Annotated in this window: 25 protein-coding genes; 9 read left to right on the top strand and 16 right to left on the bottom strand. The window is 69.4% G+C overall.

Translation table 11 applies throughout. The annotated features are described in order from the left end of the window. Window positions 1-17: 17 nt before the first annotated feature. The 6 genes from Q8W67_RS14460 to Q8W67_RS14435 form a co-directional block, all read right to left on the bottom strand. The gene (locus Q8W67_RS14460) at window positions 18-878 is read right to left on the bottom strand and encodes a transglutaminase family protein (protein ID WP_305546620.1); all 861 of its coding nucleotides are present in this window, start codon (window positions 876-878) and stop codon (window positions 18-20) included. A gap of 70 nt (window positions 879-948) precedes the next feature. After that, complete coding sequence (locus tag Q8W67_RS14455; RefSeq protein WP_305546618.1) at window positions 949-1,536, bottom strand: LUD domain-containing protein; 588 nt, start codon at window positions 1,534-1,536, stop codon at window positions 949-951. Beyond that, window positions 1,533-3,104 carry a lactate utilization protein B gene (locus tag Q8W67_RS14450; RefSeq protein WP_305546616.1) on the bottom strand — a complete coding sequence of 524 codons (1,572 nt, stop codon included), beginning with the start codon at window positions 3,102-3,104 and terminating at the stop codon, window positions 1,533-1,535. The genes Q8W67_RS14455 and Q8W67_RS14450 overlap by 4 nt, the downstream gene beginning before the upstream one ends. Further along, window positions 3,101-3,844, bottom strand: a complete 744-nt coding sequence (locus tag Q8W67_RS14445; RefSeq protein WP_305546614.1) for a (Fe-S)-binding protein — start codon at window positions 3,842-3,844, stop codon at window positions 3,101-3,103. The genes Q8W67_RS14450 and Q8W67_RS14445 overlap by 4 nt, the downstream gene beginning before the upstream one ends. Window positions 3,845-3,910: 66 nt before the next feature. Beyond that, window positions 3,911-5,641 (bottom strand): ubiquinone-dependent pyruvate dehydrogenase, encoded by a 1,731-nt coding sequence (gene poxB, locus Q8W67_RS14440; protein ID WP_305546612.1) that lies wholly within the window; start codon window positions 5,639-5,641, stop codon window positions 3,911-3,913. Between the two features lie 57 nt (window positions 5,642-5,698). Continuing rightward, window positions 5,699-6,298: a cysteine hydrolase family protein gene (locus tag Q8W67_RS14435; protein ID WP_305546610.1), complete on the bottom strand. Its 600-nt coding sequence runs from the start codon at window positions 6,296-6,298 to the stop codon at window positions 5,699-5,701. A 320-nt stretch (window positions 6,299-6,618) separates the two neighbouring features. Between Q8W67_RS14435 and Q8W67_RS14430 the strand changes: the two genes are divergently transcribed. Both Q8W67_RS14430 and Q8W67_RS14425 read left to right on the top strand, forming a co-directional pair. Next, a complete protein-coding gene (locus Q8W67_RS14430) occupies window positions 6,619-7,008 on the top strand; it encodes a DUF2267 domain-containing protein (RefSeq protein ID WP_305546608.1) in 390 nt (129 codons plus the stop codon). A gap of 176 nt (window positions 7,009-7,184) precedes the next feature. Beyond that, on the top strand, window positions 7,185-7,403 hold the full coding sequence (locus tag Q8W67_RS14425; RefSeq protein ID WP_305546606.1) for a hypothetical protein: 219 nt from the start codon (window positions 7,185-7,187) through the stop codon (window positions 7,401-7,403). 13 nt (window positions 7,404-7,416) lie between these two features. Here Q8W67_RS14425 and Q8W67_RS14420 read toward each other — a convergent pair whose 3' ends face one another. Beyond that, window positions 7,417-8,301 (bottom strand): hypothetical protein, encoded by an 885-nt coding sequence (locus Q8W67_RS14420; protein ID WP_305546604.1) that lies wholly within the window; start codon window positions 8,299-8,301, stop codon window positions 7,417-7,419. Between the two features lie 83 nt (window positions 8,302-8,384). Further along, window positions 8,385-10,460: a M3 family metallopeptidase gene (locus Q8W67_RS14415; protein ID WP_305546602.1), complete on the bottom strand. Its 2,076-nt coding sequence runs from the start codon at window positions 10,458-10,460 to the stop codon at window positions 8,385-8,387. Between the two features lie 182 nt (window positions 10,461-10,642). Here Q8W67_RS14415 and Q8W67_RS14410 point away from each other — a divergent pair, with 182 nt between their 5' ends. The 3 genes from Q8W67_RS14410 (at window position 10,643) to Q8W67_RS14400 (ending at window position 13,377) form a co-directional block, all read left to right on the top strand. Next, complete coding sequence (locus Q8W67_RS14410) at window positions 10,643-11,548, top strand: extensin family protein (protein ID WP_305546600.1); 906 nt, start codon at window positions 10,643-10,645, stop codon at window positions 11,546-11,548. A gap of 76 nt (window positions 11,549-11,624) precedes the next feature. Next, on the top strand, window positions 11,625-12,716 hold the full coding sequence (locus tag Q8W67_RS14405; RefSeq protein ID WP_305546598.1) for a L,D-transpeptidase: 1,092 nt from the start codon (window positions 11,625-11,627) through the stop codon (window positions 12,714-12,716). Window positions 12,717-12,987: 271 nt separating this feature from the next. Further along, entirely contained in the window at window positions 12,988-13,377 is a 390-nt protein-coding gene (locus Q8W67_RS14400) for a response regulator (protein WP_305546596.1), read from the top strand. A gap of 9 nt (window positions 13,378-13,386) precedes the next feature. On the opposite strand, the gene Q8W67_RS14395 is transcribed toward Q8W67_RS14400, so the two are convergent. Both Q8W67_RS14395 and rsmI read right to left on the bottom strand, forming a co-directional pair. Then, window positions 13,387-13,764: a YraN family protein gene (locus tag Q8W67_RS14395; RefSeq protein WP_305546594.1), complete on the bottom strand. Its 378-nt coding sequence runs from the start codon at window positions 13,762-13,764 to the stop codon at window positions 13,387-13,389. 9 nt (window positions 13,765-13,773) lie between these two features. Next, a complete protein-coding gene (rsmI, locus tag Q8W67_RS14390) occupies window positions 13,774-14,748 on the bottom strand; it encodes a 16S rRNA (cytidine(1402)-2'-O)-methyltransferase (RefSeq protein ID WP_305546592.1) in 975 nt (324 codons plus the stop codon). 135 nt (window positions 14,749-14,883) lie between these two features. Between rsmI and Q8W67_RS14385 the strand changes: the two genes are divergently transcribed. After that, the gene (locus tag Q8W67_RS14385) at window positions 14,884-16,173 is read left to right on the top strand and encodes a penicillin-binding protein activator (RefSeq protein ID WP_305546590.1); all 1,290 of its coding nucleotides are present in this window, start codon (window positions 14,884-14,886) and stop codon (window positions 16,171-16,173) included. Here Q8W67_RS14385 and hemW read toward each other — a convergent pair whose 3' ends face one another. The 3 genes from hemW to rph are packed head-to-tail and all read right to left on the bottom strand — an operon-like array spanning window position 16,174 to window position 18,727. Then, window positions 16,174-17,349, bottom strand: coding sequence for a radical SAM family heme chaperone HemW (gene hemW, locus Q8W67_RS14380; RefSeq protein ID WP_305546588.1), 1,176 nt, complete (start codon window positions 17,347-17,349; stop codon window positions 16,174-16,176). Window positions 17,350-17,387: 38 nt separating this feature from the next. Further along, entirely contained in the window at window positions 17,388-18,017 is a 630-nt protein-coding gene (gene rdgB, locus Q8W67_RS14375; RefSeq protein WP_305546586.1) for an RdgB/HAM1 family non-canonical purine NTP pyrophosphatase, read from the bottom strand. After that, window positions 18,014-18,727 (bottom strand): ribonuclease PH, encoded by a 714-nt coding sequence (rph, locus tag Q8W67_RS14370; protein WP_305546585.1) that lies wholly within the window; start codon window positions 18,725-18,727, stop codon window positions 18,014-18,016. Before rph ends, rdgB begins: the two co-directional genes overlap by 4 nt. Before the next feature lie 164 nt (window positions 18,728-18,891). On the opposite strand from rph, the gene hrcA reads away from it, so the two are divergent. Next, entirely contained in the window at window positions 18,892-19,947 is a 1,056-nt protein-coding gene (hrcA, locus tag Q8W67_RS14365; protein WP_305546792.1) for a heat-inducible transcriptional repressor HrcA, read from the top strand. 75 nt (window positions 19,948-20,022) lie between these two features. Here hrcA and Q8W67_RS14360 read toward each other — a convergent pair whose 3' ends face one another. Next, window positions 20,023-20,625: a DUF1236 domain-containing protein gene (locus tag Q8W67_RS14360; RefSeq protein WP_370693882.1), complete on the bottom strand. Its 603-nt coding sequence runs from the start codon at window positions 20,623-20,625 to the stop codon at window positions 20,023-20,025. Between the two features lie 429 nt (window positions 20,626-21,054). Between Q8W67_RS14360 and Q8W67_RS14355 the strand changes: the two genes are divergently transcribed. Together Q8W67_RS14355 and Q8W67_RS14350 are read left to right on the top strand one after the other, a co-directional pair. Beyond that, window positions 21,055-22,419: an MFS family transporter gene (locus Q8W67_RS14355; protein WP_305546581.1), complete on the top strand. Its 1,365-nt coding sequence runs from the start codon at window positions 21,055-21,057 to the stop codon at window positions 22,417-22,419. Window positions 22,420-22,505: 86 nt separating this feature from the next. Further along, window positions 22,506-22,787: a DUF2312 domain-containing protein gene (locus Q8W67_RS14350; protein ID WP_020091862.1), complete on the top strand. Its 282-nt coding sequence runs from the start codon at window positions 22,506-22,508 to the stop codon at window positions 22,785-22,787. 41 nt (window positions 22,788-22,828) lie between these two features. On the opposite strand, the gene Q8W67_RS14345 is transcribed toward Q8W67_RS14350, so the two are convergent. Next, window positions 22,829-23,818: a phosphoribosylaminoimidazolesuccinocarboxamide synthase gene (locus Q8W67_RS14345; protein ID WP_305546574.1), complete on the bottom strand. Its 990-nt coding sequence runs from the start codon at window positions 23,816-23,818 to the stop codon at window positions 22,829-22,831. A gap of 260 nt (window positions 23,819-24,078) precedes the next feature. Continuing rightward, the coding region (locus Q8W67_RS14340; protein WP_305546572.1) for a globin domain-containing protein at window positions 24,079-24,931 on the bottom strand (853 nt) is incomplete at its 5' end.

The following is a 24,931-nucleotide window of genomic DNA, read 5'->3' as shown; positions in this document are numbered from 1 at the left end:
CCGGGGCGGCTGTCCGGTCACGCCGCGCCGGCATGCGGTGCGGGGACTTCCGTCGAGATCGCGTCGATCGTGCGCGGCATCGGGCTGCCCTGCCCGTCCGAGCGCTGGATCCGCACCTGCTGGTTGACCGGCTGCATGTTGCCGAACGGCGTCGAGAAGGCGATCTCGGCGGCATCGCGCCCGACACCGATGCGCACCAGCCCGTCGAGGTCCGCCTGGCGGGTGGCGTCGAACAGCCACCAGCGGCCGTCGAGATAGGCCTCGAACACCGCGTGGAAGTCGCTCGGCACGAGGCCGTGGGCGTAGCAGCTCACGAACCGGGCCGGGATGCCCAGCGCCCGGCAGAAGGCGGTACCGATATGCGCGAAGTCGCGGCAGACGCCCGCCCGCTTGAGCAGGGACTCGTCCGCGGTGGTCTCGCCGTCGCTGGTGCCGGGCTTGTAAGTGATGTGATCGTGGATCCAGTTGCAGATCTGGTTCACCCGGGCATGGCCCTTCGGCAGCGCGCCGAACTCGGCCTGCGCGAAGGGCGTCAGCCGGTCGGACGAGACGAACCGGCTCGGCAGCAGGAACGGCAGGATGTCGAGGGGCAGTTGCCCGATCGGGGTCTCGTTGATGGTCGCCGGGTCGGCCCGGTGCACCGTCAGGTCCACCTCGGCATTGTATTCCAGCGCGAACTGGCCGGTCGGCACGTTGACGCCGACATAGCGGTTCAGCAGGTCGGGCGTGGTGTAGAGGTCGCGCTTCAGGTTCGGCGTCAGGACGAGGCTCTCGCTGAGGATCTCGACGCTCCTCAGCCTGGCCACCTCAAGGTTGAAGATGAAGGTCGTATCCGAGAGGATATTGTAGGATAGGCTGCAGCCGAGGGTATAGCGCATCGGATCTCCTTGCCGGGTGACGAGATGATCGCTGCCCAAGCAAGGTGCGCGCCCGATCGCGGGTTCCCGATCAGCGCGGCACCAGGAGGACGGTCAGCGAGCGAACGCCCTGCGCCCCGTGGATCAACACGCCCTCGATATCCGCAGTCGCGGACGGGCCGGTGTGCAGCACCGCGTATGCGGAGCGGGCGAATTCCGGCCGGCGGTAGGCCGCCTGCACGTTCGGCAGGATATCGGCGGGATCGAGCAGCACGACAAGGTGCTGGGCGAGGTAGGCCACCGCGTTCACGATCAGCTCGTCCTGCGTGAACAGCACGGAGCCGGTCTCGGCGATGCCGAATACCGCGCGGACGACAGCCACGTCGACATCCTCGACCTCCTGCGGGCTGCGCACGGACTGCAGGTCGCGGTTGCCGGCGAGCTCCGGGACCGCGGAGGCGACGACCTTTGCGGCATCGAGCCGCTCGCGCACGCCCGCGAAGACATCAGCGCTGCCGGGCTCCGCTACGCGGCCGCCCATGCGCTTCAGCCGCTCGCCGAACTCGGCCACGAGGTCGTCACCGACGAGCGGCGTGAAGTCCGGTACCGTCGGCAGCGGATAATCCCCCGCCGGACGGTTGGCCCGGATCGCCGCCAGGATGCCCGCGCGCGCGCTCATCGGCCCGTGTCCTTCATGCGGTTCTGCTTGTACCAGGCGTGGAAGGTCTGGCGTGGCGCGTCCGGCATCTCGCGCTTCTTTCCCCAGGTGTTGAGCGGGTTGTAGACGGCGAAGCGCGGCAGGACCTTCAGGGCGGAATCGGCCGCCCCGATCGCCGCCCGGTAGGCGGCCGGCCGGGACAGCACCGCGCCGGCGGCCTTCATCATCCCCTGTTTGAGCGCCGGGATCTGATGCTCCTCGACCAGCACCTTGCGCCACGCGAAGATCTGCTCGTGAATGTTGATCTTCACCGGGCAGACATTGGTGCAGGATCCGTTCATCGTCGAGGAAAACGGCAGCGTCGAGTATTTCCGCTTGTTGAACGTCGGATCGATGATCAACCCGATCGGCCCGGAATAGGTCGCCCCGTAGGAGAGGCCGCCCGAGCGTCGGTAGACCGGGCAGGTGTTCATGCAGGCGCCGCAGCGGATGCATTTCAGGGAGGTCCAGAACTCCTCCAGGCCAAGCCGGGCCGAGCGGCCATTGTCGACCAGGACCATGTGCATCTCGGTGCCCTTGCGGGGGCCTCGGAAATGCGAGGTGTACTGGGTGATCGGCGAGCCCAGCGCGGAGCGCGAGAGCAAGCGGATGAAAACCCCGAGATGCTCGACCTTGGGGATGATCTTCTCGATGCCGATCGAGTGGATCTGCAGCGGCGGGACGTTGCCGGACAAATCGGCATTGCCCTCGTTGGTGCAGGTGACCACCGTCCCGGTCTCGGCGATGGCGAAGTTACAGCCGGTCATGCCGGCATCGGCCTTCAGGATGTAGGGCCGGGTCGTCTCGCGCTGGCTTTCGGCGAGGTAGTGGGCGTCGTCGTTGTCGGGGTCGGTACCGAGCGTCTTGGCAAAGACCTCCGCGACATCCATCCGGGTCTTGTGCACCGCAGGCGCCACGATGTGGCTGGGCTCCTCGTCGTCGAGCTGCTGGATCCGCTCGCCGAGGTCGGTCTCGATGATCTCGATGCCGTTGGCCGCCATGTGGTGCCGGAAGCCGCATTCCTCGGTCAGCATCGACTTCGACTTCACCAGGGTCCTGGCGCCGTGGCTCCTCAGGATCTCCAGGACGATACGGTTGTGGTCGGCACCATCCGTCGCCCAATGGACATGCACGCCGTTGGCCTTGGCGGCGGCCTCGAACTGCTCGAGGTAATGGTCGAGATGGGTGAGCGTGTGCGCCTTGATTGCGGAGGCGATTTCCCGCAGCTCCTCCCATTCGGGGATGCCGTGCGCGGAGGCGTCGCGCTTCTTGCGCAGGTCCCACAGGCGCTCGTCATGGGCGGCCTGGTGCAGCGGCGCGGCGAGGAACCGCTCGGCGGCCTCCGCCTGATCGATCGGCCGGTCACCCCGGACCTTCGCGCCCCGGGGCTGCTTCTCGCGGGTCTGCGGCGCCCGGATCGGCTTGCTGGCGGCCTCGGCGTGCTGGAGGCGGCCGCCGTCCTGCGCGCGCTCGCTCTCATCATGGGGAGCGCGAACCTCGGGATGGATGACGCCGTCGCGCGCGCGCGGGTTGAGATCCTCGACGCTCATGCGGCGGCTCCGTTCAGCACCTGCGCGATGTGAATGTACCTGAGCGGCAGCCCGAGACGCTCGGCGCAGCCCTTCTGGTGCATCAGGCAGGACGAATCCGCCGAGACGACGTATTCGGCACCCGCCCGATTCTGATCGGCGACCTTATCGTAGCCCATCTTGGCCGAGACCGCGGGCTCGAACACCGAGAAGGTTCCTCCGAAGCCGCAGCACTCGTCCGGCCGGGCGAGGTCGACCAGCTCGACGCCCTTCACGAGGCGGAGCAGGTCGAGGGGCTTGGAGAAGAACGGCTTCACGATCTCCGACGGCCGCGCGTGGTGGATCCCGCGGAGCGCATTGCAATTGCCGTGATAGGCGACCTTGTGCGGGAACTCGGCCCAGGGCAGCGCCTCGACCTTCAGCACGTCATGCAGGAATTCGACCAGCTCATAGGTGCTGGCGCGGACATGCTTGACCTCCTCGGTCTGCGGGATCGCGGTCAGGTGCTCGCGCACCTGATGCACGCAGGATCCCGAGGGCGCGACCACGTAGTCGAACCCGGAGAAGTTCTTGACGAACAGCGCCTCGGTGGCGGCGGCCTCGGCGTGGCAGCCGGTGTTGGTCATCGGCTGGCCGCAGCACGTCTGATCGAACGGATACTCCACCGTGCAGCCCAGACGTTCCAGCAGCTCGAGGGTGGCGATCCCGACTTCCGGCTCGAAGGCGTCGACGTAGCACGGCACGAACAGGCCGACCCGCATGGTCCGGACACTCCCTGGATCGCCCACTCCGTTGGTCTGGAACGGGTCTAGATTATCATGTGAGGTCTACCGGATGAGGTTGGTTTTGGCGAGGTCAAGAACAGCGTCACCGCGCCCGTCCATCACGGCCCGCAGCACGTAGAGGCTGAAGCCCTTGACCTGCTGCCCGTCGATCTTGGGCGGCATCGACAGCTCGTTGCGGGCGGTACGAACGTCGAGGAGGGAAGGCCCGTCGAAGGCCAGGAACTCGCGCACGGCGCCGGGCAGTTCGGCCGGATCCTCGACCCGCAGGGCGAAGATGCCGGCCGCCCGCGACATCGCGGCGAAGTCCGGATTGTCCAGCGCGACGCCCGTCTCGAGATAGCCGGCAGCCTTCATCTCAAGTTCGACGAAGCCGAGGGTGCCGTTGTTGAAAACCACGACCTTGAGGGGCAGCCGGTGCTGGCGGAGCGTCAGGAAGTCGCCCATCAGCATGGCGAAGCCGCCGTCTCCGCAGAGGGCGACCACCTGCCGGTTCGCCTCGGCCGCCTGCGCGCCGATGCCCTGTGACAGGGCGTTGGCCATGGAGCCGTGGACCCAGGAGCCGAGCAGCCGGCGCCTGCCGTTCATCGCCAGGTAGCGCGCCGCCCAGATCGTCGGCGTACCGACATCGGCGGTGAACACGGCATCGTCCGCCGCCGCCTCGCTGATCGTGCGCGCCAGGTATTGCGGATGCAACGGGCCGCCGGGCTTGGCCGTGGCGAGTTCCTCAAGGCCGCTGCGCGCCTTCGCGTAGTGCTTCAGGCTGGCGTCCAGGAACGCGCGATCGGCCTTCGGCTTGAGACGCGGCAGCAGCGCCCGGATCGTGGCGCCGACATCGCCCACGAGACCGTGGTCGATGCGGCAGCGGCGCCCGAGTTCGGTCGGGCGCAGGTCCACCTGGGCGACCTTCGCGTCCTGCGGATAGAACTGCTTGTAGGGGAAGCCGGTGCCGAGCATCAGCAGGGTGTCGCAGGCCATCATGGCGGCGTAGCCCGACGAGAAGCCGATCAACCCGGTCATCCCGACATCGTAGGGGTTGTCGTATTCGACATATTCCTTGCCCCCGAGGGCGTGCACGATCGGGCTCTTGAGCGCCTCGGCGAGCTGGAGAAGCTCGGCATGGGCGCCGGCACAGCCGCGACCGCACAGCAGCGTCACGCGCTTGCCGGCATCGAGCAGGGCCGCGAGGGCGTCCAGATCCGGATCAGCCGGCCGCACCTCCGGCTTGGCCGGGATCAGACCGGCATGTGACGCCAGGGCGCGTTTCGGCGCCGCCCGCAGGGCGACATCGCCCGGGATGACGATGACCGCGACGCCGCTCTCCCCCACGGCAGCCCGGATCGCGTTCTCGAGCACGAACGGCATCTGGGCCGGATCCGACACCATCTCGCAATAATGGCTGCACGCCCGGAACAGCTCGGTCGGGTTGGTCTCCTGGAAGTAGCCAGAGCCGATCTCGGCCGACGGAATATGGGCGGCGATCGCCAGGACCGGGGTTCGGCTGCGGTGCGCGTCGTAGAGGCCGTTGATCAGGTGGAGGTTGCCGGGGCCGCAGGATCCGGCACAGACGGCGAGCCGCCCGGTGACCTGCGCCTCCGCGCTGGCCGCGAACGCCGCCGTTTCCTCGTGGCGCGTGTGGATCCAGCTGATCCGCCCGCGCGCGCGCAACGCCTCGGTGATCCCGTTCAGGCTGTCGCCGACGACGCCGTAGATGCGCGAGACGCCCGCCACCTGAAGCGTTTCGGCGAGCAGATCGGCGACGTTTTCGATGCGCATGGTTCGGCTCCCGATTCCGGAGCCGAACCATGCGGCCAGGGGCGATGTTCCGCGACGTCAGTGGCGGATTTCGTCGACACCGCGCGCCACCACGGCGAACAGATCGCCCAAAGCCGCGAGGCTGGCTGCCTGGAGCTGGGCTGCGGGGAGGACGGAGCCGTCGGGCGCCGGGAGATCGCGCGTGGCGGTCGCGGAAGCGACCACGGTCGGCTGGAAGCCGAGGTTGAAGGCCGAGCGCGCCGTCGAGTTGACGCACATGTGCGTCATGAAACCGGCGAGGATCAGGTCGGTCACGCCCGCACGCTTGAGCTGCTCCTCGAGGTCAGTGCTGACGAAGGCGCTGGGGAACGCCTTGGTGATTACCGGCTCGTCCCCCTGCGGGCCGACCTCGGGGGAGATCTGCCCGATCTCGGCCGTCACGTCGTAGGGCGATCCGGGGCCGGCATTGTGCCGGATATGGAACACGGGTGCGCCAGCCGCGCGCGCCCGTTCCAGCAACGTCTTCGCCTCAGCGATCGCCGGCTCGACGCCGGACAGGCGCAGGACCCCGTCCCGGTAGGTGTTCTGGAGATCGATGAGAACGAGCGCCGCGCTTTTCAGGCTCGCCGGCTCGGCACTGAGGCCGGAAAGGCCGCGAAGGGTCTTGAGGTCACTCACCCGAATCTCCTGTCAGCGCTCGGTCGGGATGGAAGGGAGATCGTCCGGGAACGTGGCGACGGCCGCGGTACCTGAACGGCCGCCGAAACTCGCGGATGGCACGGCTCCGCCTCCCGGCCCGACCCACTGCGGCGGCGTCTGAGCCCGCCTGGCCGGCCCGAATGGTCCTGGTCGCCCGCCATGAACGTCCCCCATGCGCATCCGCGTGCATGGTTATGACCGGCATGTCCGGACTTTTCCAGCGAACTCGGGACCTGCGCTTGATTTCCGACGCCTCAGAGTCGAAGGACGTCTGGAAGCGTTCCTAAGAGATCACCGCCATGGAAGAGTTGCTCGCCCGCGTCACCGCCCGCACCGGACTCGACGCCGCGACGGCGCAGACTGCGATCGGCCACATCCTGGCCTTCCTGCAGAAGGAGGGGCCGGGGACCGAGGTCGGTCAGCTCATGGCGGCGCTGCCGGGTTCGGAGTCGCTGGTGGCCGAGTCGAATGCCGGGGAGAGCGGCGGCGGCCTGTTGGGCATGCTCGGCGGCATGGTCGGGGGCGGCGGCGTCATGGCGCTTGGCCAGAAGTTGATGGCGGCGGGCGTGCCCATGGGCCAGATGCAGCCCCTCGGTCAGGAGCTGTTCGCCTTCGGTCGCGAGAAGGTCGGCGAGGACGCGATGGGTCCGATCATCGGTTCGATCCCGGGGCTCAACCAGTTCGTCTGACCCTCCGGCCCGGTGTGCGCGGGCGCACCGCTTTCGGGCAGCGCCTGGACGATCGTAAAAATGTGGTTTCGCGGCGCGAGCTTGGCGGAACCCGTCCACGCGATCCCCGTTATTCGGGATGCGATTCCGCTCGGAGCCTTCGGCAAAGGGCAGGATCGCGCACCAGCAGGCCGGCCATGCCCGTCTTCGAAGCCAAGAATCTGGACAGTGCGTTCGAGGGGCAAGCGCTTCTCGCCGCGATCCTGCATCCGACCCGCGCCGCCCAAACGCGCGCTTTGCGCCACGGCCGCCGCAGAGCGGAGCGCGCGTCCGCCCTGGCGGATCCGATGACGATCGAGCCGCGCTTCCCGACCGTCCACGACGAGCTGGCGCCGGCTTCGCTCCCGGCACGCTGATCGCGCCGGTCCTCTACCAGGGCTGCGGCGTAACGAGGCCCTGGCGGGTCACCACGACCCAGTCGCGCCCGTGGCGCTCGACCCCCTCCACGCGGCCCACCCCCGGCAGCATGTCGCCGGGACCGACCTCGACGATGCGACGGCGGCGATTCTCCAGGATCGCTGCGCCGTCGTAGACGTCGCGGACCGCCCAGCCATCGATCACCGGCGGTTTCTCCGAAGCGACGGGCTTCGGCTTCGCATCCACGACCTTGGCATCCGATGCCTTCGCGTCGACGATCTTCGCGTCGACGGTCCGCGTCTCGGCAAGGCTTCCGGTCTGCGTGGGCTCGGCCTTGGCGGCGGCCGGCGCGCCGACGGCAGCCCGTCGCTCGAGCTGCACCGCGAGATTGGCGATCCGCCCGCTCTGCTCGCGCTCGATCTGGTCGAGGCGCTCGCCAAGGGCGGCGGTCTTGGCGTTCAGGTTGCGGTCAAGCTGCGCGAGGCGATCGCCCAGGGTGCTGCTGCGTGTGGCGGCATCCTTGCGCGCCGTGTCGGTGGCGGCCCGCAGGTCGGCCAGAACCTGGTGGAGCTGCGTGATATCGGCCCCGAGGCGCGCGGTCTCCGTTCGGCCGGCATCAACGGTGGCGCTCAGCGCGACGACGGCGTCGCTCGGCGCGCCGGTGGAGCCGGACCGGGCGGCGATGCCCGCCCCGAGCGCGAGTCCGACCGCGAGCGCAGCGCCCGGGACGGCGAACCGGCGAAGCTCGAACCGCGCCAGGGAAGGAATCGTCACGCTCGGCCCCGCGGGACGCGCCTCAGCAGTCGCGGGGGCGGGTCGCGGGTCCGCCTTGCCGGCCACCACGGCCTTGAGCAGCTCGTCGGGAGAGACGGCCGGCCTGGCTTCACTCTTCGTCATCGCCCCCAACTCCGCTCGCAGGGTAACTCTGCAAGCGTTCGTTAAGGACGTTTGTTTACGAAACCCTTACCGCACGCCGGCCCTCAGGCGGCGAGCCCGCGCTTCTTCAACAACGGCGCGATGCTCGGCATGCGTCCCCGGAAAGCCGTGTAGGCCTCCCGCGGGTCGCGCAGGTTTCCGGCACCGTACACGAACGTACGCAACCGCTTGGCCGTCTCCGGATCGAAGATGTCGCCGGCCTCCCGGAACGCATCGAACGCGTCGGCGTCCAGAACCTCGGACCAGAGATAGCTGTAATAACCGGCCGCGTAGCCGTCGCCCGAGAAGATGTGGGCGAAATGCGGCGTGCGGTGCCGCATGCTGATCTCGGCCGGCATGCCGATCCGCTGCAGGGCGTCAGCCTCGAAGACCGGCACGTCGAGGCCGAATTCGCCGCCCGCCGAGAGGTGCAGCGTCATGTCGACGATCGCCGACGCGGTGTATTCCACGGTGGCGAAGCCCTGGTTGAAGGTGCGGGCCGCGAGCAGCTTGCGCAGCAGCGCGTCCGGTATCGGCTCGCCGGTCCGGTGATGCCGGGCATGGGCGCGCAGTACCTCCGGCTGCTCGAGCCAGTGCTCGTAAAGCTGGGACGGCAACTCAACGAAATCGCGCGACACGGAGGTGCCGGAGAGCAACGGATAGGTCACGTCCGACAAAAGCCCGTGCAAGGCGTGGCCGAACTCGTGAAACAGCGTGCGCGCATCGTCGAAGGACAGAAGCGCGCTCTCACCGGCGGGCGCCTTGGCGAAGTTCATCACGTTGACGATGACCGGCGTCACGGTGCCGTTCAAGCGTTCCTGCGAGCGGAACGCGCTCATCCAGGCGCCGGAGCGCTTCGACGCGCGTGCGAAGTAGTCGCCCAGGAACAGGCCGACCTCGGACCCATCCGGGTTGCCGACACGCCAGACCCGCACGTCAGGATGGTAGCGCGGGACGTCGGACAGTTCCTCGAAGGTCAGGCCGAACAGGCGGGAGGCCGTGTCGAAGGCGGCCTGGATCATCCGGTCGAGAGGCAGGTACGCCTTCACCTCGCTCTCATCGAGGTCGTGCTCGGACCGCCGCAACTTCTCGGCATAGTGGCGCCAATCATGGGCCTGGACCGCGAAGTTGTGGCCCTCCGCCTGGACGATGGCCTGGAGGCGTTCGCGCTCGTCGCCTGCCCGCGCCCGGGCCGGCGTCCAGACGTCGCGCAGCAGATCCATGGCAGCCTCGGGGCTGGCCGCCATCGTGTCGTCGAGCTTGAAATGCGCGAAGCTGTCGAAGCCCAGGAGCCGGGCATGCTCTGCGCGCAGCCGGACCATCTCGGCGATGATGGCCCGATTGTCGGTCTCACCCCCGTTCTCGCCACGCCGGGTCCAGGCCGCGTAGGCCCGCTCGCGCAGATCGCGCCGGGTCGAGAACACCAGGAACGGCTCGATCAGCGAGCGCGACAGGGTGATGACGTGCCCCTCCAGCCCGCGCTCCCGGGCCGCGCTCTCGGAAGCGGCGCGCAGGAACGGCGGCAGGCCGGCGAGATCGTCCTCGCCGGCCAGCGGCAGGATGAAGCTGCTCTCGTCGGCCAGCAGGTTCTGGCTGAACTGGGTGCCGAGTTCCGACATGCGGGCGGCGATCTCGGCGATGCGCGCCTTGTCCTCGGCGGCGAGGTCGGCGCCGGACCGGCGGAAGCGGATACGGTAGCGATCGAGCACGCGGCGCTCTTCCGGGCCCAGCCCTTCCGCCTCGGAATCGACCGCCGAGATGCGTGCCCAGAGCTGCGGGTTCAGGTAGATCGCGCTGCCGTGGCGGGCGAGCTTCGGGCCGATCGCCCGCTCGATCGCCTGGAGGTCCGGATTCGTGTGGCTGCCGGTCAGGTTGTAGAAGACGCCGGCGACCCGCTCGAGGGGCTGGCCGGCCCGCTCCATGGCGGCGACGGTGTTGGCAAAGGTCGCGGGCGCCATGTCCGCCGCGATGGCCCGGATCTCGGCATCGTGGGCCGCGAGCGCCGCCTCGAAGGCCGGCATGTAATGCTCCGGCCGGATACGCTCGAAGGGCGGAAGCCCGTACGGTGTGCTCCACTGCGCCTCGTGAAAGGGGTTGTCCTGCGGCAGGCTCGGAAGCCCGGCATCGGCTACATCCGGCATTGGGTCCTCGATGCGGCGTCGGTCCGACGGTGGATCGGAACGGCGAATTCGGTCCACGACATGGGGTCTGCGACCGCTTCAAGGAAGACAGAAGCCCGATAGGCGCTTCCGTCAACCGGGGCGTGCGATCCGAACGGCGTTCCGTTCGTTTCTTCCGGCCGACGCCCACGCTTCGAGGTCTCATGCCGATCCGCCGACCCAGCCACATTCCGGCGCGTTTTCCAGCGCTGGGCACCCTCGCACTTGGGCTGTTCGTCCTCGCGTCCGCGGCCGGCTCGGCGGCCGAGGCTCCAGCCGCCAGCGTCCCGGTGCCGCCCCCCCTGCCCCCTGAACGGCCGGGCGAGTTGAAGCCGGCGCAAGCGGGGGCGCCGAAACAGCCGACCGCCGAGCCCGCGACCCCCACGCTTCCCACCCGGCCGGCCGAGCCGCCACCGGCCAAGGGCGGCGGCGAACCGCCGAAACCCGAGATACCGACTCCGCCGCCAATTCCGCCGGAGCGGCCGCCGGAACTCTCCGGCGAGGCGGCCCTGGCCCTCAAGGTCGCGCCACCGGATGATTCCGCCTGCCGGACGCGCCTCAAGCGCCTCGGCGTCGAGTTCGAGCCACTACCGCCCATCGTCGAGGGCCAGTGCACCGCGCCGCTGCCCTTGAAGGTGACCCGGCTCGCCGACGGTGTCGCGCTGCCGCAGGGAGCGACCCTCACCTGCCGCGCGGCCGAGGCTTTCGCGCGCTGGGCGACCGAGGTCCAGGTCGAGGCGGACCGCACGCTCAAGCACCCCCTCACCGGATTCGAACTCGGGGGCACCTATGTCTGCCGTGGCCAGAACCACGACATCGATGCCAAGCTGAGCGAGCATGCCTTCGCGGGCGCCATCGACGTGATGGGCTTCAGCTTCGGCGGACGCGCGGCCATCGCGGTCAAGGCGATGCCTCCGGGATCCGAGGAGGCCGATTTCCTCAGCGCGGTCCGGACCAAGGCCTGCGGGTTCTTCCGCACGGTCCTGGGGCCCGGCACCAACGCGGCCCATGCCAACCACTTCCATCTCGACCAGCGCGAACGCAACGCAGGGCATCGCCTCTGCGAGTAGCGTGAGCGTGGAACGTTCAAGCCGGCTCGATGCTTGAGCGACCGGAGCGCGTCTGCTCCCGGAGAGCTTGACGTCAATGATGCGGAGACCCTCGCTGCCGGCTTGCGCGGCTCTCCTGGTGACATGCCTCGCTGCACCGGGTGCCACGGCGAAGCCGAACGAGGCGCCGACCTTGAACGCGGACGCCATCAACGCCGCGACCTTCACTGCGCCGCAGGCCGGCAAGTCCGATCGGAAGAAAAAGTCCGACCATAAGACGCATGCCGCGAAGGGGGCGGACGGGAAGCCGGATCCGCTCATCGTGAAGGCGCAGGTCCTGCTGGATCGCGCGCATTTCTATCCGGGCGCGATCGACGGCCGAAAGGGCGAGAACTACCAGCGTGCGCTCTCGGCCTTCGCGGTGGCGCAGGGCCTGGCCGCCTCGCAGGATCTGACGCCTGAACTCTGGGACAAGCTCCAGGCCACGAGCGACAAGCCGGCAGTGACCGATTACGCCATCACGGAGGCGGACGCGTCCGGTCCCTACGTCGAGAAGATCCCGCCCAAGATGGAAGAGCAGGCCGACCTGAAGGAGCTGGGCTACACCAATCCGCGGGAGATGCTGGCAGAGCGGTTCCACATGAGCCGGGACCTCGTCAGCGCGCTCAATCCCGATAAGCCCCTCGACAAGGCCGGCACGTCCATCACGGTGGCCGCCGTGGATCCGATGGGCACCGACAAGCCGAAGGCCAAGGACCTGCAGCAGGAACCCAGGGTCGAGCGCATCGAGGTCGACAAGGCGAGTCGCGACGTGCGCGCCTTCGGAGCCGACGGGAAGCTCCTGGCCTATTACCCGGCCTCGATCGGCAGCACCGAGAAGCCGGCGCCGAGCGGCGAAACGAAGGTCAAGGGTGTCGCGTTCGACCCGGACTACACCTACAACCCGAAATACGCGTTCAAGGGCGTGAAGGCCCAGCGTAAATTCTCGATCAAGCCCGGACCCAACAACCCGGTCGGCCTGGTCTGGATTGATCTCGCGATCCCGAGCTACGGCATCCACGGTACGCCCGAGCCGGAAAAAGTCGGCAAGACCGAGTCACACGGCTGCATCCGGCTGACGAACTGGAACGTGCGCGACTTGGCGGCGCACGTGGCGCGGGGCGCCAAGGTCTCCTTCCAGGATAACTGAACCCAGGCGCCGGCCTGCGTCCTGGTACCGCAACGCCTCACTGCCCTCGAAAAATGTATCGCCCCTTAACATCCCGGACAGCATGGGGCCCGGAACGCCAAGGGAACGCTTGACACGTTCGGCATTACGGGCGACCCCTCGGGTGGTCTCGCGGACCGCCCGGCGACGTCGCGTTGGCGCTTCCAAGTACTGCTACCGCGGCTCGCGAGGCGCCACCAACCGTACGGCAAGATCCCCGGCGACGGGGCGATCGAAGGGAAGACGGCCCGGCGTGATTGCTGACCCCAACGATGACGTTCTCAACGGCGTCCGTGTACTCGTCGTCGAGGATGAGGCCGCGATCTCGATGCTCCTCGAGGACATGCTGCTCGACTTCGGCTGTGCCGTGGTTGGTCCGGCCGCACGTTTGGCGACCGCCCTCGAAATGGCGTCGCACGAGACCTTCGAGGTCGCCATCCTCGACGTGAACGTGGCGGGTGAACCGATCTACCCGGTGGCCGAGGCGATCGTCGCGCGCGACCTGCCGCTGGTGTTCTCCACCGGCTACGGCGGCGCCGGCATCCGCGAGCCGTTCCGCGACAGGCCGGTGGTCCAGAAGCCCTTCAGCCAAGCCGATCTCAAGCGGACACTGATCGGAGCGATCCGCGCGGCCCGGGCCTGAGCGGCGCCGTCACAGCCCTTCGATCGTGAACGCATCCGGCAGGTGCGCCGGCCATGCGCGGTCGCCGATGAACACCGCGTCTGCGCGCAGGGTCATCCCCGCGCACCAGGGATTCCGGCCCACCCACGCCCGAACGGCGCGCGAAAAGCGCCGTCGCTTGGCTGCATCGATCGCCTCCCGGGCATCCTCCAGCCTGGACCGGGCCTTTACCTCGACGAACACGATGGTGCGCGGGCGTCGGACGATCAGGTCGATCTCCCCGCCCGCGAAGCTCACGCGGCGCCCGATCGGCCAGTAGCCCTCCAGCAGGAGCGCCGCCATCGCCAGCCATTCGGCCTTATGGCCGCGCAGATAGGCGGCGCGGCGCTGCAGCGTTTGATCCGGCATGGTCCCCGCTCACGCCTCGCCTTCCCGGGCCAGCACGAGCGCCCGGGCGTAGATCGCACGGCGCGGCTGCCCCGTCTCGTCCGCCACCAAGCTCGCCGCGTCCTTGATCGAGTGCCGTCCCAGCGCCGCCCGTATCAACGCGTCCAGGGCGGCATCGCCTTCGACCGGACGCTCCGCCGCCGTCGCTGCGCCGATGATGACGACGATCTCGCCCTTCGGCGCTCCTTCCTGGGCAAAGCGCTCGCTCAGCGCGCCGAGCGTGTCGCGGCGGATCGTCTCGTAGAGCTTCGTGAGCTCGCGGGTCACAGCGGCTGGCCGGTCCGGCCCGAGCACCGCAGCGGCATCAGCCAGCATCTCTGGCAGACGGTGGGGAGACTCGAATACGACCAGCGTGCCCGGCACCTGGATGAGAGCCTCGAGGCGGTTGCGCCGGGCCCCGGCCTTCTGGGGCAGGAAGCCCTCGAAGAAGAACCGGTCGGTCGGGAGGCCGGCCGCCACAAGGGCGGTCATCACCGCCGACGGACCCGGCACCGGGGTGATCGCGATGCCGGCCTCGATGGCGGCCTGCACAAGCTTGTAGCCGGGGTCCGAGACCAGCGGCGTGCCGGCATCCGAGACCAGGGCCAGTGCCTCGCCGGCCCGCAGACGTGCCACCATCCGCTCGCGGACGGCGTCATTCGAGTGCTCGTGATAGGCCAACAGCGGCGTCGTGATGCCGTAATGCGCCAGCAGCGTCCGGGTGACGCGGGTATCCTCGGCCAGTACAGCGTCGGCCGCCGCGAGGGTTGCAAGCGCGCGGATGGTTATGTCCCGCAGGTTGCCGATCGGCGTGGCCACGATGTGCAGCCCCGGCGATAGGGGCTCCGTCTCGCTGGCCAGCCCGAAGGCCGTGAAGGTTGTGCTCCGCGGGCGGTCCGCGCCGGGCTTGTGGGATGGGGCTCTGGTCGAAATCGCGGGCCCCGGGGCATCGAATCGGCGGGTCATCGGAGACGATCTTGCCACACTGGCGGCTTCGCGTCGCGGCCGGGCATCGAGACCGGGGGCAAGTCGGTAGCCGCGCGTTTACATTTGAAATCCCGGCGGTCACGGTGTTCGAGCCTGCCCGAAGGAGACCGCGCCATGGCGCGTCCGAAGTGTGCGCGGGACCGTCTCGTGCGTGTCGCCGCCTTAACCGCCGCGTTGAGCGCCGTGACGCTCGCCCTAGGCGGCTGCATGGGCGGGTTCGGGGGAACGGGCGCGAACCGGCGCGGCGCCGCGTCCCAGGTCGAGCTGTCGCCCCCGGCGGACGTGCCGCTCGGCAGCGGCCCTACCACCCCGGGCGTTCCCGCAGCGCCGGTCACGCCCGCGGCGGTGAGCGGCCAACGCATCGGTTCCGGCACCGTCAAGGTCGCGCTCATCCTTCCGCTCACCGGCCCGGGGGCGGCGGTGGGCGGCGCGATGCGCAACGCGGCACAGCTCGCCTTCGACGAGGGGCAGCAGCCGAACCTGACGATCCTGGTCGAGGATGACCGGAGCAGCCCGGACGGCGCCCGGGACGCGACGCAGGACGCCCTGAAGCAGGGCGCCGACATCGTACTCGGGCCCGTCTTCGCCGCCAGCGTCCAGGCCGCCACCGTGCCGGCGAAGGCGGCGGGCAAGCCGGTGATCGGCTTCTCGACGGACGCCTCCGTGGCGGCGCCGGGCGTCTACCTCCTGAGCTTCCTGCCGCAGCCGGAGGTCGACCGGATCGTCGAGGACTCCGTGGGAAGCGGCCGCCGCTCCTTCGCGGCCCTCATCCCCGAGACCGCCTACGGCAACGCCGTCGAGGCCGAGTTCCGCGAGGCGGTGGCGCGCAGGGGCGCCCGGGTCGCGGCGGTGGAACGCTATGCGTCGGGCGCGCCCGGCCCGGCGGTCGAGCGGCTCGCGCGCGTCATCACGGGTCCCGGCGCGACGGCCGACACGTTGTTCATCCCCGAGACCGCCGAGGGCATGCCGCTCGTGGCGTCGGCCTTGACGAAGGTGGGCTACGCCCCCGCGCGGGTCCGGCCGATCGGCACCGCCCTGTGGAACGATCCGTCCCTGTTCGCACTGCCGATGCTACAGGGCGGGCGGTTCGCCTCGCCGGACCGGAGCGGATTCTCGAATTTCAGCGGACGCTATCAGGCCCGCTTCGGCGCGGGCCCGCCGCGGGTTGCCTCGCTCGCCTACGACGCCGTGATGCTCGCCGCGGCGCTCACCCGGCAATACGGTTCGCAGCGCTTCGCCGAGACGACCCTGACGAACGCCTCCGGCTTTGCCGGCATCGACGGTACATTCCGGTTCCGTCCGGAGGGACTGAGCGAGCGGGCGCTCGCCGTCTACGAAATCCGCAACAACGCCGCACCCCTGGTCAGCCCGGCGCCGCGGGTCCTGGCCAAGCCCGGGATCTGATCAGGCCGCCAGTTCCGCCACGAGGGCGTTGAGCACAGGCGCGCCGCGGGCCGTCGCGGCGATCCGGCCGTTGGGCAGGCGATCGAGCAGGCCGTCGCCCACCAGCATGCCGATGCGGTTACCGTTGAGCGGCCGGCCCTTCAGCGCGGCGTAGCGGTCGGGATCGATCCCCTCCGTGAGCCGCAGGCCCATCACCAGGAACTCGTCGGCCTGATCGGCGGCCGAGAGTGTCTCGGTCTCCACGATGCCGTGGCCGTCGCGCTCGACCCGAGCGAGCCACGCCTCGGGCGCGCGCTCGGTGACGGTGCCGAGCCGGCCCTCGGACGTGACAAGGCGGCCATGCGCCCCTGGGCCGATTCCGGCATACTCGCCGTAGCGCCAGTAGAGCAGGTTGTGGCGGGATTCGGCCCCGGGCCGGGCATGGTTGGAGATCTCGTAGGACGGCAGGCCCGCCGCCGTGCAGACCTCCTGGGTGACGTCGTAGAGGACGCGCCCGGTCTCGTCGTCCGGCGTCACCAGCTTGCCGGCGGCGGCGAGGCCGTGGAACGGCGTGCCGGGCTCGATGGTGAGCTGATAGAGCGAGAGGTGTTCGGCCGCCCGCGCCAGCGCCTCGGTCAGCTCGGCCCGCCATAGCGCGGGTGTCTGGTCGGGCCGGGCATAGATCAGATCGAAGGAGGTCCGGTCGAACACCGCCTGAGCGATACCGATCGCCGCAAACGCCTCGCGGGCGTCGTGCAGCCGGCCGAGCTTCTTCAACGACGCGTCGTCCAGAGCCTGCACGCCCAGCGAGACGCGATTGACCCCGGCGGCGCGGTAGCCGCGGAAGCGGGCGGCCTCGACGCTCGACGGGTTGGCCTCCAGGGTGACCTCGACATCGGGCGCCATCGCCCAGTGGGTTGCCACGGCATCGAGCAGGCCCCCGACCGTCTCGGGCCGCATCAGCGACGGCGTGCCGCCACCCAGAAAGATGCTGGTGACGGTGCGACCGGCGGTGCGGGCGGCAATGTGGGCGATCTCGGCCCGGAAGGCGGCGAGGAAGCGCGGCTCGTCCACGCCCGCGTGCCGGACGTGGCTGTTGAAGTCGCAATACGGGCACTTCGCCGCACAGAAGGGCCAGTGCAGGTAGATGCCGAAGCCCGCGTCGCGGGTCGGATGGTCCGGGCCGGTCGAGTCCATGATGGACGGGATGTGAGCCCGGGGCCCCGGTTTGGCAATCAGGGCGCGGGCGCGAGGCAAGCGCGGCTCAGCAGCACGAAGGCGCGGGCCCGGTGGGACAGGCCCTCCCCCTTCCGCCAGTCGACGCCGTGCTTCTCCTCGGCGCTCATCTCGCCGAAGGTCCGGGCGTGACCGTCCGGCCGGAAGATCGGATCATAGCCGAAACCGGCCGAGCCCCGCGGCTCCACCAGGTCGCCGAACACCCGGCCCTCGAACTGCTCTGTGTGGCCATCCGGCCACGCGAGCACCAACGCCGAGACGAAATGCGCCCGCCGGTCGCCTGCTTCGCGCCGGTCCAGCTCCGAGAAAATCCGCGCCATCGCGCCGGTAAAATCCTTGTCCGGACCGGCCCAGCGGGCGGAAAAAATGCCCGGCGCCCCGTCGAGTGCGTCGACGCACAGGCCCGAATCGTCCGCGAAGGCCGGCAGCCCGGTGGCGTCGGCGGCGGCCTTCGCCTTGATCGCCGCATTCTCGGCGAACATCGTACCGGTCTCATCCGGCTCGGACAGGCCGAGGGCGCCGGCCGAGACCGCCTCGACCCCGAACGGCGCAAGCAGCTCGCGCATCTCGGCGAGCTTGCCGGGATTGTGCGTAGCGATGACCACCTTGCCGGTCAGGATACGGCTCACGCGATCGCCTCCTTCTGGAGCGCAACAAGCCGGTCGGTGCCGGCGCGGGCGAGCCGCAGCAGCTCGAGGAGCTGATCCTCGGAGAACGGTTCCATCTCGGCGGTACCCTGCACCTCGACGATGCCGCCCTTGCCGGTCAGCACGAAATTCGCGTCGGTCTCGGCGGCCGAATCCTCGGCGTAGTCGAGATCGAGCACCGGAACGCCCTTGTACAGGCCGCAGGATACGGCCGCGACGTGGTCGCGCAGCGGGTCGACCGAGATGATCGAGCGGGTGCGCATCCAGGTGAAGCAATCATGGAGCGCCACCCAGGCTCCGGTGATCGCGGCGGTGCGGGTGCCGCCATCGGCCTGGATCACGTCGCAATCGACCGTGATCTGGCGCTCGCCCAGGGCGGGCAGGTTGGTGACCGCCCGCAGGGAGCGGCCGATCAGACGCTGGATCTCCTGCGTGCGGCCGGACGGCTTGCCGGAATTGATCTCGCGGCGTGTTCGGTCGTGCGTCGCGCGCGGCAGCATGGCATACTCGGCCGTGACCCAGCCTTTGCCGGAGCCGCGCAGCCACGGCGGCCCGCGCTCCTCGAGGGAGGCGGTGCAGTGCACCCGCGTGTTGCCAAAGCTGACGAGGCAAGAACCCTCGGCGTAGCGGGAGACCGCGCGCTCCAGGGTAACGGGCCGCAGCTCGTCGGCGGCGCGCTTCGAAGGCCGCATCGCGGGCCCTTTCTGTAGAGAGTGAGGGCCGGGCTCATAGGCCGCCGCGCGGGCGCGGGCAAGCATGGCGATACGGATTGATCCTCGGGCGCCGGGCGGACATGATCGGACGACAGGATGACCGCGTGACAGACCTGAACCCCAACGTTCTGCAAGGCCCATCCATGCAGGCGCTAGCCGCACTCAACGAGCGCGCCCGCGAGATCTTCCGGCAGATCGTCGAGAGTTACCTCACGACGGGCGAGCCGGTCGGATCGCGCAACCTCGCGCGCATCCTCCCGATGGCGCTGTCCCCAGCATCGATCCGCAACGTGATGTCGGACCTGGAGCATTCAGGGCTGATCTTCGCGCCGCACACCTCCGCCGGGCGCCTGCCGACCGAGCTGGGTCTGCGCTTCTTCGTCGACGCGATGCTGGAGCTGGGCGATGTCGGACAGGAGGAGCAGAACCGGATCGAGGCGCAGATGCGTGCAGCCGCATCCGGCCACACCTTCGATTCCGCGTTGGCCGAGGCCTCGACCATGCTGTCGGGCATCTCGCGCGGGGCCGGCGTCGTGCTGACCACCAAGGCGAATGTCCACCTCAAGCACATCGAGTTCGTCCGCCTCGATCCAGCCCGCGCCCTCGTGGTCCTGGTCTCGAACGACGGCTCGGTGGAGAACAGGCTGGTCGACCTGCCGCCGGGCCTGCCAGCCGGGGCGCTCCAGGAGGCGACGAACTTCCTCAATGCCCGGCTTCAGGGCCGCACCCTCGGGACGCTGCGCGCCGAGATCGAAGCCGGCCGCAAGGCGATGACCCGGGAACTCGACGCGCTCACCGAGCGCCTCGTGGATGCGGGCCTCGCGACGCCGGTGGGCCCGACTGAGGCGCGCCAGCTGATCGTGCGCGGGCAGGCAAACCTGCTCGACGACCTGCGCGCCGTCGAGGATCTCGAACGGATCCGCCTGCTGTTCAATGACCTGGAGACTCAGAAGGACGTGATCGACCTGCTGGCCCGCGCCGAGGGCGGCGAGGGTGTACGAATCTTCATCGGCTCGGAGAACAAGCTGTTCTCGCTCTCGGGCTCGTCGCTGATCGCCGCGCCGTTCCGGGACGGCTCGCAGAAGATCGTCGGCGTCGTCGGGGTGATCGGCCCGACGCGGCTGAACTACGCCCGCATCGTACCGATGGTCGACTACACGGCCCGGGTGGTCTCGAAGCTGCTCGACGGCGGCCGGTAGTTCGTCGGGTGATGGCCGGCACGCGTCATGCTCAGGCAACCGCCTTGCCGCGCGCGCCGGGGGAGCCCGAAAGGGTCAGGCCGGGATCACGTCCACGATCTCGTAGGTGTCGGGGTCGATGATCACGATATCATCGCGCACGAGGATGAACTCGTAGCCCTCGTATTCCGGCACGATCTCGATGATCTCCCGCGGCAGCCGATGGAGGGTCACGGAACGCGGGATCGCGGTGCCGACCGCGAGGCCGAACGCTACGTCCCGGAGCGGCGACACCCCGAGATGGGTGATCGAGCTACGGAATTCGGTGCGCTGGCGGGTATCGAGGCGGGTCACGGCGCCGCGGGCGGAGCCGCCGCCGCGGGCACCCCGCGCACCTTCGCGTCCGCCGCGTTCGCCCGCAGCACCCCGATCGCCGCGCTGGCCGGGACCGGCCTCTCCCGGGCCGCCGCGCTTCTGCTCGGCCTGCCCGTTCTCGCGACCGCCCCGATCCGCCGCTCCGGGCTTCTCACCCGGGGCGCCGCGCTGCTGCTCGGCCTGCCCGTTCTCGCGACCGCCGCGATCCGCCGCTCCGGGCCGCTCACCGGGAGCGCCGCGGTCGGCGCCACCGACGCGGTCGGCCGCGCCGCCGGGCGCGCCTCCCTGGCGGCCAGGTGCCTCGGCGCCGCCCGGACTACGCATTCCGCCACCCTCGGCACCGCCACGCGCGCCGGCGCCACCCGGTCCCGCGCCGCCGCCGGCGGCCGGTCCGCCAGCACCGCCACCTGGGCCGCCACCGCCGGGGCCACCGCCTGGCCCCCCCTGTGCGAAGGCTGTCGCTGCGCCGGCAATGAGGATTGCGGTCGCGACCGTATTCCTGAGAATTCGCTTCATGGCATTTCGTCCTGTCGCCGGTGGAGCGCCCGCGGCACTCGCTCGGGCCCGCAACGAGGCCCCGGGCGAAACCGTTCCGTGACGGCGTTCCCGCAGGCGGCGGCGAATGACACAAGCGGCCCCTGTCCAGGGCTAAGTCCGATCACGCACTTGCGATCACGGTCGTCGCCTGTAACGTCCGGTCCATCGAAGAACAGACCGGCTGGTACCGGTCGAAGTGTGATTTTCGGAGACGCCATGTCCGCCTCGCGGGACGATACGATCGGTATCGCACCGAATGCCCACGACGCCGCCGCGGACCGCCGCCGTCGCATCTGGGCGATCGTCGGATCGTCCTCGGGCAATCTCGTCGAGTGGTACGACTTCTACTGCTACGCCTTCTTCGCGCTCTACTTCGCGCCCGCCTTCTTTCCGAAGGGCGATTCCACGAGTCAGCTGCTCCAGACCGCCGGCATCTTCGCTGTCGGCTTCTTCATGCGGCCAATCGGCGGCTGGCTGTTCGGGCGGATCGCCGACCGGGTCGGACGCCGGACCTCGATGGTCGTCTCGGTGCTGATGATGTGCTTCGGCTCGCTGCTGATCGGCATCCTGCCGACCTACGAGCATGTCGGCACCCTGGCGCCCGTGCTGCTGCTGCTCGCGCGCATGCTCCAGGGCCTGTCGGTGGGCGGGGAGTACGGCACCTCGGCGACCTACATGAGCGAGGTGGCGATCAAGGGCCAACGCGGGTTCTTCGCCTCGTTCCAGTACGTGACGCTGATCGGCGGCCAGTTGCTCGCCTCTCTGGTCCTAGTCCTGCTCCAGACGGTGATGACCGGCCCCGAGCTGACAGCGTGGGGGTGGCGCATCCCGTTCTTCATCGGCGCCGGGCTGGCCGTCGTGGCGCTCTATCTCCGGCGCTCCCTCGCCGAGACCAAGCAGGGGGGCGACCGGGAGACGGCCGGCACCTTCGCGGAGCTGTTCAAGCACTGGCGCGCGTTCTGCGTGGTCGTCGCCTATACGGCTGGCGGCTCGCTGAGCTTCTATACCTTCACGACCTACATGCAGAAATACCTCGTCAACTCCGCCGGCATGCCGAAGACCTCGGCTTCCCAGGTGATGACCGTGGTGCTGTTCGTCTACATGGCGATCCAGCCGATCTTCGGTGCGCTCTCCGACAGGATCGGCCGCAAAGCGAACATGCTGCTCTACAGCGGCCTCGGCACGCTCATGGTGGTGCCGCTGATGACGATGCTGGGGACCAACAAGGACCCCTATCTCGCCTTCGCGCTGATCACGCTCGGTCTCGCCGTGGTGTCGTTCTACACGGGCATCAGCGGCATCGTGAAGGCGGAGCTGTTCCCGAGCAACGTGCGCGCCCTCGGGGTGGGCCTGTCCTACGCAGTGGCCAATGCCACCTTCGGCGGCACCGCGGAGTTCGTCGCCCTGTGGTTCAAGGACAACGGCATGGAGAGCACGTTCTTCTGGTACGTCACGGTGCTGATGGCCATCGCCTTCGTGGCCTCTTTGATCATGCCCAATCCCAAGGTCCACGGCTACCTCGACGGCAACGGCACCGTCGAAGAGGCTCTCGGCAAGAAGCCGCGCTACGCCCACGCCTGACGGGGCGGCCACCGGGACCGGATGCCCTTAACCCGTCGCTTACCCTCTCCCGCGAGGGTGCTGCCCGTCATACGACGAGGCTTTGCATGACCGACATGACCGACACCGTGGGCGTCGCGGGCGACCGCATCCGCTCGATCATCGAGCGCGTGGAACGGCTGGAGGAGGAGATAAAGGACCTGATGGAGGCCAAGAAGGAGGTCTTCGCCGAGGCCAAGGGCGAGGGTCTGGACGTCAAGGTGCTCAAGGAAATCCTGAAGATCCGCAAGCAGGACAAGGACGAGCGCGACGAGCAGGAGACGCTGCTCGACGTGTACCTGCGCGCCATGGATGCGCCCTCCCCGGCTCCGATCGCCGCGGCGGCCTGACATAGATCCGGAGTGGCGGGACGGCGCGCGCCGTCCCGCCCTCAGCGGCCCGGATCGGTGCCGAGATAGGCGGCCAGATTACGCCGGATGCGCTCCAGCGGGACTTCATCGGGGTCCGGAAGCACGAAGCGCGCACCGGTGATCGTCTCGTAGGCGCGGATGTAGACGGCGGCGGTCTCCAGGACGACCTCCGCGGGGATCTCGGGGATGGGATCCGTGTAGGGGTCGCAACGGGCCACGACCCAGTTGCGCACGAAGTCCTTGTCGAAGCTCTCGGGCGCGGAACCCGCGGCGAACCGCTCGGGATAGCTCTGCGCGAACCAGTAGCGGCTGCTGTCCGGGGTGTGGATCTCGTCGGCCAGGACGATGCGGCCCTCGGGATCGGTGCCGAACTCGTATTTGGTGTCGGCCAGGATAAGCCCCCTTTCGGCCGCGAGCGCCTGGCCGCGGGCGAAGAGGGCCAGCGCCGCCTCGGACACGGTCCGCCACTGCGCCGGGGTGAGCAATCCGCGCTTCAGGATCTCGGTTTCCGTCAGGGGCTCGTCGTGGCCGCCGTCGAACGCCTTGGTGGTGGGCGTGACGATGGGCTGCGGCAGGCGCTCGTTCGGGCGCATCCCGTCGGGGAACCGATGCCCGTACATCTCCCGCTCGCCCGCCCGGTAGCGCGTGAGCACGGAGGTCGAGGTCGTGCCCGCGAGGTAGCCGCGCACGACCACCTCCACCGGCAGGATCTCCAGGCGGCGGCCGACCACGACGTTCGGGTCGGGATAGGCCAGGACGTGGTTCGGGCAGAGATCGGCCGTCTGCTCGAACCAGTAGCGCGCGGTCTGCGTCAGAACCTGGCCCTTGAACGGGATCGCCGCGAGTGCGCGGTCGAAGGCACTGATCCGGTCGGAGGTGATCAGGATGCGCCGCCCGTCCGGGAGATCGTAATTGTCCCGCACCTTGCCGCGGTAATGGTTCGGCAACTCGGGCAGGGTCGCCTCGCGCAGGACCTGATGGGCGTGCGGGGCGAGATCTGCCGTGTTCATCGAGGCGTTCCGTCAGGCTGCACGGCGATCGCGCCGCCGCGTCTGTGTGCGCGGACGGGACGGAGATTTCCAGCCCCGGCATGCCGCCCCTCGCTCGGGCAAAACCCGTTTCGGTGCGGGCAGGCGCAGCGGATCCAGGACGTTCAGCACTGGTGCGCCCGCGCCGATGTGCTGGCCTGGACCGCTGGCCGGCCGAGCGAAGCTTCCGGCCATCGACATGAGCGATGGTCGGCGACGCGGCGATCCGCGCCCGGCGCGGGTCAGGCGGCGATGTCGGCGGAGGCCGATTTCATCAGGCGGGAGACGAAGCCGTAGGTTTCTGTCCAGGCATCCTGGACCTCTGGCGTGAAGTCGGCGCCGATGCCCTGCTCCAGCGCCCAAAGCAGCGCAGCTCCGACCGGCTCGTAATGGGCGTCCTGTGTCCCGTAGGCCAAGTGCCGGCGCCCGAGATCCTGGACGGCTGCCGTCAAGGCCTCCGGCTGATCCAGGTTGGCGACTACCAGCCCGATCATCGTCATCAGCTTCCGCTTCTGCTCCGCGAGATCCTTCGGGAACAGCGAGCGCACCTGCGGAGCGATCTCGAACAGGCGCCCGTAGAAGAGATCGGCGGCCGTGTCGGCGATCGGCCGAACCTTCGCGAAGCTGTCCTGCACGAGCCTGACTTGGTGGGCTGCCATCGCGTAGGCGGCACGCACGTTGATCAGGAAGCGCGCCACCTCGGCATCGAGGTGCTCGGATTGGCGCGACAGCTCCGAGGCCGCGTTGAGGACCTGGCCGGCCGCCGCCCCGGTCTCCTCGGCCGCCCCGGCCACGTCGGCGATGGTGGCGGTCACTGCGCCGGTGCCCTGCGCCGCCTGCCCGACGTTGCGCACGATCTCCCGGGTCGCCGCGCCCTGCTCCTCCACTGCCGCTGCGATGCCGGTCGCGACCCCGCTGATCTCCCGGATGCGCGCCGCGATCGCGCCGATCGCCGACACCGCCTGACTGGTCGAGGCCTGCACGTGCGCGATCTGGCCGGCGATCTCCCCGGTGGCCCGGGCGGTCTGCTCGGCCAGCGCCTTGACCTCCGCGGCCACCACGGCAAAGCCCCGGCCGGCCTCGCCCGCCCGGGCC

The organism is Methylobacterium sp. NEAU K (assembly GCF_030700285.1).
In the GTDB taxonomy this organism is placed as follows: Bacteria; Pseudomonadota; Alphaproteobacteria; order Rhizobiales; family Beijerinckiaceae; genus Methylobacterium.
The sequence above is the reverse complement of the archived record's forward strand: the minus strand, read 5'-3'. Positions and strand labels throughout refer to the sequence as shown.